This window comes from Marinomonas sp. BSi20584 (genome assembly GCF_002792415.1).
GTDB classification, from domain to species: domain Bacteria; phylum Pseudomonadota; class Gammaproteobacteria; order Pseudomonadales; family Marinomonadaceae; genus Marinomonas; species Marinomonas polaris.
In genome coordinates, this window is the sequence record NZ_KZ454880.1 from 88,113 (window position 1) to 102,771 (window position 14,659).

The window sequence follows — 14,659 nt, forward strand, 5'->3', positions numbered from 1 at the left end:
AGCGATCAGTTTTTGGTAATAAAAAATAACCCCTTGCGTTTGACGCTCGGGGTTATTTTTTTAGTCTTGACTGATACCGTTAATTTACTTTGGTTTTATGCTTTTCAGCAGATTGCTCAAGGCGTTCTTTTATAATAGGAGCAATGGCATTTAGCGGTTCAGAATCAAGCATGTCTTGATGCCGACATGAAATGTTATGAGTTTCTATTTCACCTGTGATTCTTGAGGCCCAGGCATTGGATTGGTGCTCAAGAATATTACCCATCGAGCCATTCACACTATCTTCAGCGACAAAAAACAGTAAATCTGCATCCACCTTTCTAGGTTTGAAGCGACCAGCCAGTGCTAAGTTGTTTTCGATTATGGTTTGAACTCTGTCCATAATATTTGTTTGGCTTTTTTGGATATCTTGAACCACAGACATGGACGAATCATCATAATCTCGCCATAACAACGACGCTAATTCTTCTTTGTTAATAGGCAGCTTTTCCAGTGTGCTGAGATCATAACCTAGAAAGAGTAGGGCTGCTCTGACAATATCTGCTTCGTTTTTTGGCTGCTGGTAATCGAGTTTGTATGGGTAGCTGTCTAACATACATAAAAAGGACACTGTTTCATCTTCTGCTTGTAGCTTCTCAGCAATAGCATGAGCAACCAGACCACCAAATGACCAGCCTAGAAGACGGTATGGTCCTTTTGGTTGCACGTTTTTAATTTGCAATAAATACTCTTCTGCCATTTCTTCTATAGATTCTGGCAAGCGCGCTGCATGGCGCAGCCCCGTTGCTTGGAGGCCAAATACTGGCGTTGATTTAGATAAGTGACGTAGTAGTCCTGCGTATCCCCAAGCGAGGCCAAGTGCAGGATGAATACAAAATAATGGTGAATCCGTACCGCTAGATTTGATAGGTAGCGTGCAAATCATAGGATCCCAATCATCACTTCGACTTAAGTAGTCAGAAAGATCGGCAATGGTGGAGGCTTTGAATAAGACACCTAATGGCACTTCAATTAATAAGTTCTTCTGAATATGATTCAGAATTCTTGTTGCAGATATGGAATCGCCACCAATTTCAAAAAAGTTATCTCGGATACCAACTAGAGTAAGACCTAATGTCTCAGCCCAAAGGCTAGTGAGCATTTCTTCTAGTTGATTTCTTGGTGGTTCATAACTATTAGATGCGTGCCAAGTTGGTAGAGGTAAGGCTTTTCGGTCTACTTTTCCATTTGGTGTTAATGGCATTTCATTTAACAGCATAAAGTGTGCTGGAACCATGTAATCAGGCAGTACATTGATTAGCTGACGACGAAGTTCATTGGTATCTAGGTTGCTGTCTATTGGTATTACATAGGCAACCAGTTGCTTATCTTCGTTCGGCGACGTTTGAGCTACGACTATGGCTTGAATGACTTCGCGACAAGCTAATAATGCAGATTCAATGTCACCAATTTCGATACGGAAGCCGCGAATTTTAATCTGATGATCGTCTCGACCTTGGTATTCTAATACCCCATCTTGGCGCCAGCGTGCTTTATCTCCCGTGATATATAGGCGGCTGCCTTTTTTGCCATATGGATTAGAGATAAACCGCTCATTTGTTAATTCAGGGCGATTGTAATAACCCAGTGCTAAACCATCACCGGCAATATATAGGTCTCCTGTTACGCCTACCGGAACAGGCTCCATTGCGTGGTCTAAAACATACATTTGAGTGTTTAGCAGAGGTCTACCAATAGGGGGGTGGCGGAGGTCTGTTGGCTTAACCAGTGGCATAATACTCGACCAGATCGTTGTCTCTGTTGGCCCATATAGGTTTACAACAGGATGCCCCAAGTTTGACATGATTTGAGCCAGTTGACCTGATAACGCTTCGCCTCCTACCAAAGGCCGAATGCCTTTTAGTTCATTGCTGTATGTCGGTAATAATGCCTGCCAAAGAGACGGCGTAGCTTGAAGCAAAGTTACGCCTTCTTTGACCGCTAGCTTTGTTAACGCTTGTGGATCGCGAACGGTTTTTCTATCCGCAATCAGAACAGATGCTCCAACAGTAATAGGCAGGAATAACTCTAAGATAGAAATATCGAATGAAATGGTCGTAACAGCCAGAAATTTATCTTCGCTAGTAAGGTTGAGCTCTTTTTGCATAGCGTATAAGAAATTCATCAAGGCTTTATGTGAAATTTCTACACCTTTAGGCCGACCCGTAGAGCCTGAAGTATAGAGGACATAGGCCGGATTGCTTCCTTGAATTGTTAAGCCAGTAGGATGAGAAACATGTTTGTCTAAGGAAATATCTGAATGTGCGTCATCGATTAATATTATCGGCATATCAACTTTGGGTAACTGTCCAATAGCACCATGGCAGCTGAGTATTAACTTGGGATTGGCATCCTCTACTATGCTGCGAAGGCGCTCTTCTGGAAAGTCAGGATCCAGTGGTAAATACGCAGCTCCAGCTTTTAGTGTACCCAACAAAGCGACTAGCATGTCCGTATTACGTGTTAGTGCAATAGCAACTAAATCGCTTGGGCAAACTTGTTCTTGTATCAGCTTATTTGCCCAAGCATTAGAAAGTGCATTAAGTTCTGAATAGTTTAAAGTGTTTTGTCCAGAGCCTACTGCAATGGCTGTTGGAGTACTGATTACTTTAGCATTAAATGCTTCGACTACGGATTGTTGTGGAATAGAGCATGCCGTATCGTTCCATACATGCAGAATTTTGTAGCGCTCACTTTCTGACAATAATGTTGCCTTACTTATAGGGTTGGCAGGTGCCAATACCATTGCGTCTATCAGGCGTTCAAACTGTGCTAAATGGTTTTCTAGTTCATGTTCTGTATAACGTGTAGGGTTAGCGTCAAACTCTACTTTTAAACCATTGTTGTCGTGTCTGTCGAAGATAAAAACGGTAAGATCGTCGATCAAGGCATTACTTAGGTTATGCAGCGAGGTCGAGCAATTTCCGAATGTTAAGTCATAATTAAAAGGTTCAATGTTAACTCCTAGCGAGGCAATTTGCTGACCAGCAGACATTAACCCCAGCTCACGCTTTAGGTCTTCATAACGATATTGCTGATGACGTAGTGCTCTAAGTACTACTTTAGATACTTGTGTTATTAACTTTTCCAATGTGATTTCAGTAGATAAACTTAAGCGAATAGGCACAGCGTTTGCCATCATTCCAGGTGTACCACGTTGTAATCGTTGGATTCTTGCAGTAACAGGCATTGCAAAAACTAAATCATTCGCTCCTGTCATACGATAAAAATACGCAGCCACTAAAGCTATTAGAGTTTGCGGTAGGCTGGCGTTTACTTGTTGCCCAATGGCAATGAGTTTATTAGTCAATTCTTGAGATAATGTTAGAGGTTTGCGTAGCTGCTTTTTACTCTGAGAATGATCTATTCTCTGAGAAAGGGACGTGGTTTCGGGTAAGTTGATAAGGTTTTCTAGCCAGTACTGACGATCTTTTTTATAGCGTTTGGAAGATTTGTACGCATGTTCACTTTCGACAAGTGCAGCAAGAGAGCCAAAAGGATTAGGGCCTGCATCTAGATTGTTTAGTAATGCACTGTATATTTCAGCAAGTCTTAGAGTGAGCAAGTTTCCTCCAAAACCATCGAGTGCAACGTGATGGCAACGGTGGTACCAGTAATGATGGTTTTCGCCGAGCTTAATCAAAGCACTACGCCACAAAATATCCCCTGGTTTGGTGAGTGGCCGCATCATGTCCTCCGTCATCCATTTTATTGCTGTTTGATGCGGGCTTTCTGCAGAACTAACGTCCGATAAAGAGAAATAGCCTTCATCTGTTTGATAGATGATCTGGAGGATTTTATCGTCTTCTTCGACGATTCGGCTGCGTATGCAATCAGCTTCACTGATGAGTTGTTTAATAGCGGAAGTAAAATGAACTGCATCTATTGCCCCCTTTATTTCAAGGTATTCGGCAATATTAAAGGCGGCACCTTGAGGCGCTAGTTTTTGGGCGATCCATTGTCCACGCTGGGCGGTAGAAAGGGGTACTGCAAATGATTGTTGAGAAATAGGTTCTTTTGAACCATAGCAATTATTATGACTTTTAATCATTTGTTTGCTCCTGCAAAAAACGTCATCCATGTTAGAACTGTGATTATTATGTCCTAAATATTTACTTAAATTAACATAAGTTGATTTTATAATTAAGTCTATTAAATAAAATTTACATATATATGAATATATAAATTGAAAAGTATTTTTATTTTTTAAATTGCAGTCTTAACTAGAAAAAGCAATATTTTTGTTTTTGATGTGACTAGTTACTTGCAGAAAAAGCAGTACGCCTGACAGGATTCCAAAGCCTGCTAGCCCTGACCAAATCCAACCATGATTTATATTTGTCGAAGATAATAGCCAACCTGTGCTGATGTTGCCTATAAAAGCGTATAGACCACCTACACAAGAATACAAACCATAATGACTACCTAATTCCTTAGCAGAGCAAAATTTAGGGACATAAGCACCTAACAGTGGAAACACTAACATCGAGCCGAGGCTAAAAAAGACTGCACAAATTATGAAAGATAAGGCTGGTAGCCACTGCAGGCTAAGGTTGAGCCATAGGTAGCTGGATCCCATAATCGCCATGCCTAATCCTATCCCTCGAGCTGTTCCCAAGTGTGACTCAACGAAACGGCTTACGGGCATTTGCATTAAGACGCCCATAATAGAAGATGTCGCGAAAACCCAAGTAATGATACTGACGTCCTGAGTGACTACACGGATTTCATGTGGAACGGCAATGTATAGTTGGTGGAATAGTAATTGATACACAGAAGCGCATAATATGAATCGCATAAAGGATTTGTTGCTGAGCATTTGTCCCCATTGCTTCCAGAATTTCGAATGAGCGTGCGTCGTATTTTTTTGTGATTCCAATTCAGGTAGAAAACGCCACTGAATAATGAGTAGTAAAGTAAATAACCCTGCAGAAACGACACCAACTAAAGCAAAATCGACGTAGAGTAGAGACAAACCTACTAGTGGTCCTAGCAGCATTCCTGCTTCTGATGTGAGGCTTTGTAAGGCGAAAACTTTATCTCTGGCTTTTTGTTCTGGGTATTCAGATGCCAAATAAGCTTGGCTGCTCGGTGTAAAAAGTGCGCCAGCAAAACCAGAAAAAAATGCTCCTAATATTAGTATGGGAATAGTCTGCCCAACTCCTAATAAGGTGAACCCAATGATACGAACGGCACAACCCAATAGAATAAGGCGCTTGTAGCCTAATCTGTCACCTAAAGTACCACCTACTAAAAACATGCCTTGCTGGCTTAATACTCTAAGTCCAATAATTAAACCAACATACCAACCGCTGATACCCAAGTTATGCTGTAGGTGATCCGCTAGATAAGGCAGCAACATATAAAAGCCAAGATTGAAAGTGAAGCCGTTTATCACCAATACTCGTCCTGCAGGAGAGAGTAATTGCCAATCTTTTATCAGATGTTTCGAAAGCATGGTGTGGTTGATTTAAGCCTTAATAAAATAATAATGTTAAGCAAGTGTTTGGTTGTTGTGATTCACTTTGACTAGGGTGTTTAGAAAGCACCTTCTGCGACTTTTATTGCTTGCTCTTTTGGTTCTTTGTTCTTGATGATTGAAGTAGCTGCGCGATTGTTTCGGATGGTTCGAACAAAAGGAATGCCTGCGGCGTCTTTTGTAATATCAGCCTCAACGTTATAAACATTCTTTACTAGCGATGGTGTGAGTATGTTGTTTGGGTGACCGGTGGCAATTAACTTTCCATCTTTAAGAACCAGTAAATTATCGGCATATTGAGCAGCAAGATTTAAGTCGTGAAGCACCATGATGGTGATCCAACCTTGTTCCTTTGTTTGAGCATCTAGATGATCAAGAAGGACTTGTTGAAAATGAAGGTCTAATGCGCTGACAGGCTCGTCTAACATGAGTATTTGAGGTTTTCTCATTAAGGCTTGAGCAAATAAAATCATTTGGCACTGACCGCCACTGAGTTTATTTACTGGGCGATTCGCTAGATGCAAGAGACCAATTTTATCAAGAGCTGATAACGCTTCTTTAATAACACTATCATCTAATCGAAAACCTAGAGCATTTAATTGCCCAAGTAGAACCACTTCTAAAACACTTAACTCTACATCAAGACGAATATCTTGAGGCATATAACCAAACAGCTTACGCCAGCGTGATAATTGTTTGCGTTGTAAGGTTTCGTTTGCAAAAGTTATCTCACCTGATTTGGCGTGAATATCGCCAAACAAGGTTTTCAATAACGTGCTTTTGCCTGTGCCATTAGGTCCAATAATAACGTTGACCTTGCCTGGCTCTAGGTGAAAGGACATGTCTTTCGCCAAAATAAGGTCATCTAAAACGACATTGAGATTGTTTACTTGCAGCATAGGTTAGCGCCTTTTACCCAGAATCAGCCAGAAGAAGAAAGGCACACCAATAATGGCGGTGACAATGCCGATTGGAAAGAGAGCACCAGGAACGATAACTTTAGATAACACTGATGCACTAGAAAGCAAAAATGCCCCAATGATGAAAGACAAGGGTAAGAAAAAACGCTGATCTTCTCCAACCAAAATCTTGGCAATATTGGGTGCGACTATGCCGACAAAGCCAATAATGCCAACAAAACTGGTTACGGTTGCGGTCATAACGGCAACGATCAACAAGGTTCGCAAGCGCAGTCGAGTAATATTGACCCCTAGGCTTTTAGCCCGTTCTTCGCCTAAACGTAATGCGGTCAGTTTCCATGCATCACGTATTAAAAAGAACATGCAGATAACTGTGACACTTATGATAATTGAAAGATTAGACCAAGAGGCTTTTGATAAGCTGCCGAAGAGCCAAAATAGGATTTGTTGGCTGAGTTCTGGTGAAGACACAAATTGTACGAGAGACAGCAAAGACTGAAAAAGGAACAGTAACGCGATACCCGCCAATATAAGCTGACCTGAACTGATGTGTCTCATGGTTGCCAATGCGAATAAAAATGCCGCCGCCAACATGCAACAAACAAAGGCTCCTAACGGAACCGCAATATTAGTATTTAATCCCAATGAATCAAAATACAGCATCAAAGCGGCACCAAATCCCGCTGCGGCTGCCATCCCCAAAGTGTACGGGCTTGCCATGGAGTTATTGAGTAGGGTTTGCATTTCTGCGCCACCGACGCCTAATACACCACCAACAACGACGGCCATAATAGCAATAGGTAGACGCAAGCTGGACACAATGACTTGTGTTGTCGGATCGACTTCTACAGGGAAACCAATAAGGTTTAGTAAGGCATTGGCGACGTCTTTTACATTGAGTAAAGACGGGCCAGTTGCGACATCTAAAATAAAAGAAAAAACAAGAATGATCAGTAGGATGCTTATAACTGACCAACGACGCTTTTCGCTACGTCGTTGGCTTGAAACCGCATCAGAAATTAAGGCTGATTGCATAGGTATGAATTCATCATGGTCTCGATGAATATTACTCCGTTATTTGGGCGGTAAAGGTGCCTGTCGGTACAACAGGTAAATATTTTTTGTAAAAATCTAGATATTCTTGCTCTGGGTTTATGTCTTCAAATAAACTTGGGTACATAGATTTAGCCATGAATTGAACCATGGAAGCATCTAAGATAGTACGAGAGGCACCTTGGTATATGCCATATACTCGGCCATTTTTCACCGCTGGCATTTGTTCCCATCCAGTACGTTTTTTATAACCTGCTAAACGAGATTCAGCTAGCTTCCTATCTACGCCTTGGCCCATTGCTATAGCATTACCTTTCATGCCAGATTCTGTCCCCGCAAGGAAAACAACGTCAGGTCGTGAGGCTAGTACTTGTTCAGGATTCATTGTTCCCCACCATTCAACAAATGGTGTGGCAATGTTATCGCCTCCCAACATGTTAATAACAGCGCCCCACATGTTTTTTCCATAAGTGAAGCTGTATTGGCTTGGGCCTTTATTGCCAAATTCAACATAAGTGCGTGGCTTTGGTAATTTTGCGGTTTCTATACGTTGTAGGGTCGATTCTATCGTATGTTGGTAGTCATCTGCTATTTCTTGAGCACGTTTTTCTTGTCCAGTTAATGCCCCAATAATTTGAGTGCTTTTAACATGACGGTCTAATGTTTGAGCGTTGTAATCGATAACAATTATTGGAATTCCTGCGCTCTCTAAGCGTTCAACATCGGTACCAAGTCCTTGATATTGCCAATCGGCTAACAAAATAACGCTAGGCTTAAGACTAATGACTTTTTCAATAGAGAACGTTTGCGCTTCTACCTCACCAACGTCAGGAATTTCTTTTAATGAAGGGCGGTAGTTTGTATAAAAGTTCCAACTTGCTGGACGCCATCCTTCCCATGTATCACGAGAAATACCTACCACATTATCTAATGCGCTTTCTGTTCCTATTGCTATGTAATCTTCGGCGTAGAACCCTAGAATTACTCTCTGGGCTGGCAAGTCAACTTCCACTTTTCGGCCTAAAACGTCATCAATGATAGTCATTTTTGCCTGAGCTAATCCAGCAAAAACGGACATTCCTAACATCAAAATAAACACAGCACATCGATTCATAAAAGTCTCTCTATTGAGAATGATTTTCGTTTTTTGGCATCTTACGGATAGAGGAGAATTAATCAAGGGTTTTATTGAGACAGAAGGTACATTTAAGATTCATTTCTATGTGTTGTAAAAAATAGGGCTATATTAGGTTAAAATGTTGAGGATCTTTTACTCATATTTAAGAGACTTCGTTTTCGATTTCCTGCAAAATTCGCGATAAATTTTACTTTGCTACTTGAGCGGTAAAGGTGCCTGTTGGCGTGACAGGTAAATATTGTTTATAAAAATCTAGGTATTCTTGCTCTGGGTTGATGTCTTCAAATAGATTTGGGTACATAGATTTTGCTATAAAGCGAACCATAGGCGCACCTAAAATAGTACGAGCAGCTCCATGGTATATTCCGTAAACTCGCTGGTTTTTTATTGCTGGCATTTGCTCCCAGCTGGCACGTTTTGTGAAGCCTTTTAAACGAGACTCAGCCAGTTTTCGGTCAATGCCTTGCCCCATAGCCATAGCATCTCCTTTTACTCCAGACTCGGTGCCTGAAAGGAAAATTACCTCGGGATTTGATGCTAATACTTGCTCTGGACTCATCGTGCCCCACCATTCAACAAATGGCGTAGCAATATTATTGCCTCCCAACATGGTTACGACTGCGCCCCACATGTTTTTTCCATATGTGAAGCTGAATTTGCCTGGGCCTTTATTGCCGTATTCTACATAAGTACGTGGTTTTACTAAGTTCGCCTCTTTTATGCGTTGTAAGGTGTTTTCTATAGCCTGCTTATATTCGTCTGCGATTTTTCTCGCTCGTTCATTTTGTCCTGTAAGTTGGCCAATAATCTTCGTGCTTTTAATGTGACGGTCCAATGTCTGTGCGTTGTAGTCAACGACCACTATTGGAATATTAGCGTTTGTTAAACGGCTAATGTCGGTGCCTAAGCTTTTATATTGCCAGTCGGCTAATAGAATCACGTTAGGTTTAAGGCTGATGACTTTTTCAATAGAAAAAGTTTGTGCCTCTACTTCACCAACGTCAGGTATGTCCTTTAATGAAGGGCGATAATTTGTATAAAGACTCCAATTTGCGGGGCGCCAGGTTTTCCATGTGTCACGAGAAATTCCGACCACTTTATCAAAGGCGTTTTCAGTGCCAATGGCCATGTAATCTTCGGCGTAGAACCCTAAGACTACTTTTTGTGCAGGTAAATCCACTTCCACTTTTCGACCTAAAACGTCATTAATGACGGTCATTTTTGCTTGGACTGATCCAGTAAAAAAAGACATCCATAACATAAGAAGAAGCATTGTAGATCGATTCATAAAAGGCTCTTTTATTAAGAATGATTTTTGTTTCTGTGTGTTCTGTACGGACTAACAATGAATTAACTTTTTAGGGTTCTATCTACTCTTAATAGTACGCTTACGGATAATTTACAAGTCAATCGCTTCTTTAATTAATTGCAAGTGATTATCATTACGTTTATATTTATTGCTAATGGTTATCATTACAGGAGTTTTTATGGACGCTACCGTTCAAGGCCATGCTAGTTCTTTAGCATTGAATCAATCTCAAGATGATTTGTTTTTATTTAATTCCAATTTTAATCTCGTACGTGCAAATGGCATTCGTCAGCGACTTACCATTCCAGTTCTTGCTAATACCTTTCATAAAGAAGTTCAAGCTGTTTTTAAAAGAGAGAAAGCTCAAGGGAAGAGCAATCCTATTTTGGTTGGGGCTATTCCATTCGATATGAATCAAGCTGCACAACTGGTAGTGCCAGAATGGTACGAGAGAGTAAAGCCCCTAGATCGTACCTTGCCGTCATTTGTGGACAAGGATTTTGTTCATCATGTGTGTGAGCATAGTTTTGCTCCAAGCCATGTGGGTTTTTTAGACATGATAGAGCAGGCGTTGTCTATTTTTGAAAGCGGTCCTTTAAAAAAGGTGGTGTTATCCAAAATACTGAAATTAACCTTAGACAGAAATGTAGACGTTCCCCGTTTGTTGGCCAATATCATGGCGCAAAACCCAAGTGCTTACCATTTTAGTGTTCCGCTTGAAAACAGTATTTTGATTGGTGCTAGTCCTGAATTACTGATTAGAAAACAAGGTAATAAGATATTTTCCAATCCATTGGCAGGGTCGGCTAAACGTTTTGGTAATGCCGATGCTGATCGGCAAGCGGCGAAAAGCCTCTCTAATTCTAAGAAAGATCACTATGAACACAGGCTTGTTGTTGATGCGATTCGAGCCTCTTTATTGCCTGTTGTCGAACGCCTTAATGTGCGGGAAGAGCCTAGCCTGATTTCAACGCCAACAATGTGGCATTTATCAACGGACATTGAAGCAACACTTCCAGCAATAAATCCTCCCTCCATGTTTGATCTTATTAAACAAATACACCCAACGCCGGCCATGTGTGGCACTCCAACAATGTCCGCGCAGCATCATATTGCAGCGCTAGAGTCACACCAACGTGGCTTTTTTAGTGGCTTAGTTGGCTGGTGTGATGCAGAAGGCAATGGCGAGTGGGCTATTGCGATACGTTGTGCAGAAGTGTCGGAGAACAAGGTGACCTTATTCGCTGGGGCTGGTGTTGTGCCAGACTCAAACCCAGAAAGCGAGTGGTTAGAAACTAGCGCGAAAATGCGCACTATGCTAAATGCATTTGGAATAAAGGAAGATGTAATATGAGTATTGCCTATACACCATGGCCAGAATCATTTGCTCAAAAATACCGTAAAAAAGGTTATTGGTCAGATCGACCGTTGTTGGACTTAATTGATAACGCGCCACACGAGAACATTGCAGTTATTTGTGGTGAAAAGTCGTTGAGTTATCGAGACCTGTGTTTGCAATCTAAGCGATTGGCCATCTATCTACAGGAATTAGGTTTGCGAATGGGAGACACCGCATTAGTTCAGCTGCCTAATATTGCCGAGTTTTATGTGGTGTTCTTTGCGCTTATGCGTCTTGGTGTTGCTCCTGTTAACGCATTGTTTAGTCATAACAAAATGGAGTTAACTGCTTACGCCACACAAATCGAACCTAAGATTATTATTGCCAGTGATGAACACGCCTTGTTTCATGATAGTGCTTTTTTCACCACGTTGAGCGCATTGTCAAAAGAGCTACAGCACGCTTTGATTGTTGGCAAATCAGAATGGGCTGAGACCCTTGAAAATATACTTGGTTCATCGACAAGTACATTGTTAACGGCAACACCAAGCAAGGCTGATGAGGTGGCATTCTTTCAGCTTTCTGGTGGCAGTACAGGTACGCCAAAGCTTATACCAAGAACTCATAATGATTACTTTTTTAGTGTGCGTCGTAGTACTGAAATCTGTCACTTTACATCTGCTACAACGTATTTATGTGCGCTGCCTTGTGCTCATAATTTCCCAATGAGTTCTCCTGGTGCATTTGGTGTTTTTCATGTTGGAGGACGTGTTGTCATGTCGCCAAGTCCTGATGCTAGTACTTGTTTTAAGCTAATAGAACGTCATCAAGTGACGGTTGCCGCTTTGGTTCCTCCCGCTTTGGCTTTGTGGTTACAAGCAGCACCAACTAATAAAACCGCTTTATCGTCTTTGCAGCTGGTGCAGGTTGGTGGAGCGAAACTAAGTGAGAGTCTTGCTCGACAAGTACCAGATGTATTGGGTTGTCAGTTACAACAGATTCTTGGTATGGCTGAAGGGTTAGTGAACTATACCAGACTGGACGATGACCTTGACACAATAGTCACGACACAAGGTCGACCCATGTGTTCGCTTGACGAGGTGAAAGTGCTAAATGCAGAAGGTGAGGAGGTGGCGAATGGGGAAGTTGGTGAATTGGCGACTCGTGGCCCTTATACCATCCGTGGTTATTACAAGGCGCCAGAACACAATGCCAAGGTGTTTGATAGCGAGGGCTTTTATCACTCAGGTGATTTGGTGCGTCGAAACGACAAAGGTTATTTGACTGTTGTCGGGCGTGATAAAGATCAAATCAATCGTGGTGGTGAAAAGATTGCTGCAGAAGAAATAGAAAATCTTTTATTAAAGCATGAGCAGATCATGCACAGTGCCCTTGTCTCTATGCCGGACAGCATGATGGGAGAAAAGAGCTGTGCTTTTATTGTGCCGAAAATTGCCAGTCACAGCATGAAAAGTCTCTCGTTACGTAAATATTTAAGAGGGCTTGGTGTTGCTGATTATAAAGTGCCTGATCGCTTTGAGTTTATTGAGTCTCTTCCTCTTACGCCTGTTGGTAAACCCAATAAAGTCGCATTACGTGAGGTAATTCGTCAGCGTTTACAGCTTACTTCTCAACTAGATAACACTCTATAAAAAAGGATCATTATGAGCATTCCAGCTATACCTTCTTACCTTATGCCAACATCTGATACGTTTCCCAATCAAAAAGTAAATTGGGAGTTAGAACCAAAACGTGCGGTGTTTTTAATTCATGATATGCAGGCTTATTTTTTGCGCTTTTATGATGCGGATTCCGAGCTAATTAAAACCCTTAAACAAAATCTTGCGGCCATAAAAGCATACTGCCGAGCGAATGGCATTCCTGTTGTATATACGGCTCAACCCAATGATCAAAAGCCTGAAGATAGAGCCTTGCTGAATGATATGTGGGGAAGTGGATTAAACGATTTCCCTGAATTGCAAAAAATTGTCGAAGAGTTAACGCCAGATGAGCACGATACAGTCTTAGTGAAGTGGCGTTATAGTGCTTTTCACCGTTCTAACCTTCAAGAGCTTATGCAGAGCTGGGGGCGTGATCAGTTATTGATTGGCGGCATTTATGCACATATCGGCTGCATGATTACCGCCGCTGATGCCTTTATGCGTGATATTCAGCCTTTTATGATAGGCGATGCCTTGGCCGATTTTAGTGAAGATGAGCATAGACAAGCGCTAACTTTTACTGGAGGGCGAACGGGGCGAGTAGTGTCAACAAAAGAAGTACTTATCGCTACGGATGTTGCTGATGTTGGTTTTCATTATGAGAAGTTTAAAGCACAAGTTTTTGCGTTTTTAGATGAAGATGATATTCAAGAGTTTGATGCCGATGAAGAGCTTGTAGATTATGGCCTTGATTCGATTCAAATCATGTCTTTTGCATCTAAATTGAAAGAGCAAGGGATTCAAGTGTCTTTTCAGGAGCTGGCTACTACTGCAACACTCAATGGTTGGTGGAGTCTCATTCAAAGCAAAAGAGAGAGTGCAGCATGATCAATCCGCTCGATTTTTCAGGGAAAACAGTTTGGGTAACTGGCGCTGGTAGAGGAATAGGGTTAGAAGTTGCTAACCAATTTACCCAATTTGGCGCAAAGGTTATTGGCTTTGACTTGTCATTTGATAATGCATCTTATGATTTTGATTGTGTGATGCTTGATATTAGCGATGAAAGTGCGGTTTCACAGATGATTCAAAACGTATTGTCAGATTTTCCATGCTTAGATGTGCTGGTTAATGGTGCAGGAATATTGCATTTAGGGAGCCTTGAAGAGACCAACTTTGAGGATTTCAAACACTGCTTTAACGTCAATGCTGGCGGTGCGTTTTTAATGATTAAGCATACGACTCCGACGTTTAAGCGTCAGAAAAGTGGGGTGATAGTAACTATTAGCTCGAATGCCGCAAAAGTACCGCGTCAGAATATGGCGGCTTATTGTGCATCAAAAGCGGCGTTATCTGCACTAAGTCATACTGCAGGACTAGAGTTAGCACCTTATGGTGTTCGGTGTAATCTGGTGTGTCCAGGTTCTACTGATACGCCAATGCAGCGAATGTTGTGGACAAATAATGAAGCAGAGCAGAACACTATCAAAGGCTTTCCAGAGCAATATAAACTCGGCATACCTTTGGGGAAAATTGCCCAACCTAACGATATCGCCCAAGTGGTCTTGTTCTTTGCTTCTGATATGTCGAACCATATCACTATGCAAGATATTGTCGCGGATGGTGGTGCGACGTTAAATGCTTAATTCATAATTGAATAACAATTAATTGGGGCTATTAATAGAAGAACCAAAAAGGCGAATCATTTCTGATTCGCCTTTTTG

Annotated in this window: 10 protein-coding genes; 4 read left to right on the top strand and 6 right to left on the bottom strand. The window is 41.6% G+C overall.

The genetic code is table 11. The features are described 5' to 3' along the window. Nucleotides 1-79 precede the first annotated feature (79 nt). The 6 genes from TY87_RS12680 to TY87_RS12705 all read right to left on the bottom strand — a co-directional run bounded on the left by TY87_RS12680 (nt 80) and on the right by TY87_RS12705 (nt 9,917). Complete coding sequence (locus TY87_RS12680; RefSeq protein ID WP_198432090.1) at nt 80-4,090, bottom strand: non-ribosomal peptide synthetase; 4,011 nt, start codon at nt 4,088-4,090, stop codon at nt 80-82. Nucleotides 4,091-4,258: 168 nt separating this feature from the next. Continuing rightward, nucleotides 4,259-5,497 (bottom strand): MDR family MFS transporter, encoded by a 1,239-nt coding sequence (locus tag TY87_RS12685; RefSeq protein ID WP_100187348.1) that lies wholly within the window; start codon nt 5,495-5,497, stop codon nt 4,259-4,261. A gap of 80 nt (nt 5,498-5,577) precedes the next feature. Further along, nucleotides 5,578-6,417, bottom strand: a complete 840-nt coding sequence (locus tag TY87_RS12690) for an ABC transporter ATP-binding protein (protein ID WP_100187349.1) — start codon at nt 6,415-6,417, stop codon at nt 5,578-5,580. A 3-nt stretch (nt 6,418-6,420) separates the two neighbouring features. Further along, nucleotides 6,421-7,473, bottom strand: coding sequence for a FecCD family ABC transporter permease (locus TY87_RS12695; RefSeq protein WP_100187350.1), 1,053 nt, complete (start codon nt 7,471-7,473; stop codon nt 6,421-6,423). Between the two features lie 31 nt (nt 7,474-7,504). Then, nucleotides 7,505-8,605: an ABC transporter substrate-binding protein gene (locus TY87_RS12700; protein WP_100187351.1), complete on the bottom strand. Its 1,101-nt coding sequence runs from the start codon at nt 8,603-8,605 to the stop codon at nt 7,505-7,507. 211 nt (nt 8,606-8,816) lie between these two features. Further along, nucleotides 8,817-9,917, bottom strand: a complete 1,101-nt coding sequence (locus tag TY87_RS12705; protein WP_100187352.1) for an ABC transporter substrate-binding protein — start codon at nt 9,915-9,917, stop codon at nt 8,817-8,819. 199 nt (nt 9,918-10,116) lie between these two features. On the opposite strand from TY87_RS12705, the gene TY87_RS12710 reads away from it, so the two are divergent. From TY87_RS12710 to dhbA, 4 genes are read left to right on the top strand one after another with little or no spacing between them, the layout of a single operon-like run. Further along, the gene (locus tag TY87_RS12710; RefSeq protein WP_100187353.1) at nt 10,117-11,292 is read left to right on the top strand and encodes an isochorismate synthase; all 1,176 of its coding nucleotides are present in this window, start codon (nt 10,117-10,119) and stop codon (nt 11,290-11,292) included. Next, complete coding sequence (locus TY87_RS12715) at nt 11,289-12,929, top strand: (2,3-dihydroxybenzoyl)adenylate synthase (RefSeq protein WP_100187354.1); 1,641 nt, start codon at nt 11,289-11,291, stop codon at nt 12,927-12,929. The genes TY87_RS12710 and TY87_RS12715 overlap by 4 nt, the downstream gene beginning before the upstream one ends. A gap of 12 nt (nt 12,930-12,941) precedes the next feature. Next, nucleotides 12,942-13,826, top strand: coding sequence for an isochorismatase (locus tag TY87_RS12720; RefSeq protein WP_100187355.1), 885 nt, complete (start codon nt 12,942-12,944; stop codon nt 13,824-13,826). Continuing rightward, nucleotides 13,823-14,581, top strand: coding sequence for a 2,3-dihydro-2,3-dihydroxybenzoate dehydrogenase (gene dhbA, locus TY87_RS12725; RefSeq protein WP_100187356.1), 759 nt, complete (start codon nt 13,823-13,825; stop codon nt 14,579-14,581). The genes TY87_RS12720 and dhbA overlap by 4 nt, the downstream gene beginning before the upstream one ends. Nucleotides 14,582-14,659: the final 78 nt, after the last annotated feature.

Coding starts and splice junctions, on each gene's coding strand:
- TY87_RS12705 (WP_100187352.1), bottom strand. CDS start 9,917: ATGAATCGATCTACAATGCTTCTTCTTATGTTATGGATGTCTTTTTTT.
- TY87_RS12695 (WP_100187350.1), bottom strand. CDS start 7,473: ATGCAATCAGCCTTAATTTCTGATGCGGTTTCAAGCCAACGACGTAGC.
- TY87_RS12685 (WP_100187348.1), bottom strand. CDS start 5,497: ATGCTTTCGAAACATCTGATAAAAGATTGGCAATTACTCTCTCCTGCA.
- TY87_RS12690 (WP_100187349.1), bottom strand. CDS start 6,417: ATGCTGCAAGTAAACAATCTCAATGTCGTTTTAGATGACCTTATTTTG.
- TY87_RS12710 (WP_100187353.1), top strand. CDS start 10,117: ATGGACGCTACCGTTCAAGGCCATGCTAGTTCTTTAGCATTGAATCAA.
- TY87_RS12680 (WP_198432090.1), bottom strand. CDS start 4,090: ATGATTAAAAGTCATAATAATTGCTATGGTTCAAAAGAACCTATTTCT.
- TY87_RS12700 (WP_100187351.1), bottom strand. CDS start 8,605: ATGAATCGATGTGCTGTGTTTATTTTGATGTTAGGAATGTCCGTTTTT.
- TY87_RS12715 (WP_100187354.1), top strand. CDS start 11,289: ATGAGTATTGCCTATACACCATGGCCAGAATCATTTGCTCAAAAATAC.
- dhbA (WP_100187356.1), top strand. CDS start 13,823: ATGATCAATCCGCTCGATTTTTCAGGGAAAACAGTTTGGGTAACTGGC.
- TY87_RS12720 (WP_100187355.1), top strand. CDS start 12,942: ATGAGCATTCCAGCTATACCTTCTTACCTTATGCCAACATCTGATACG.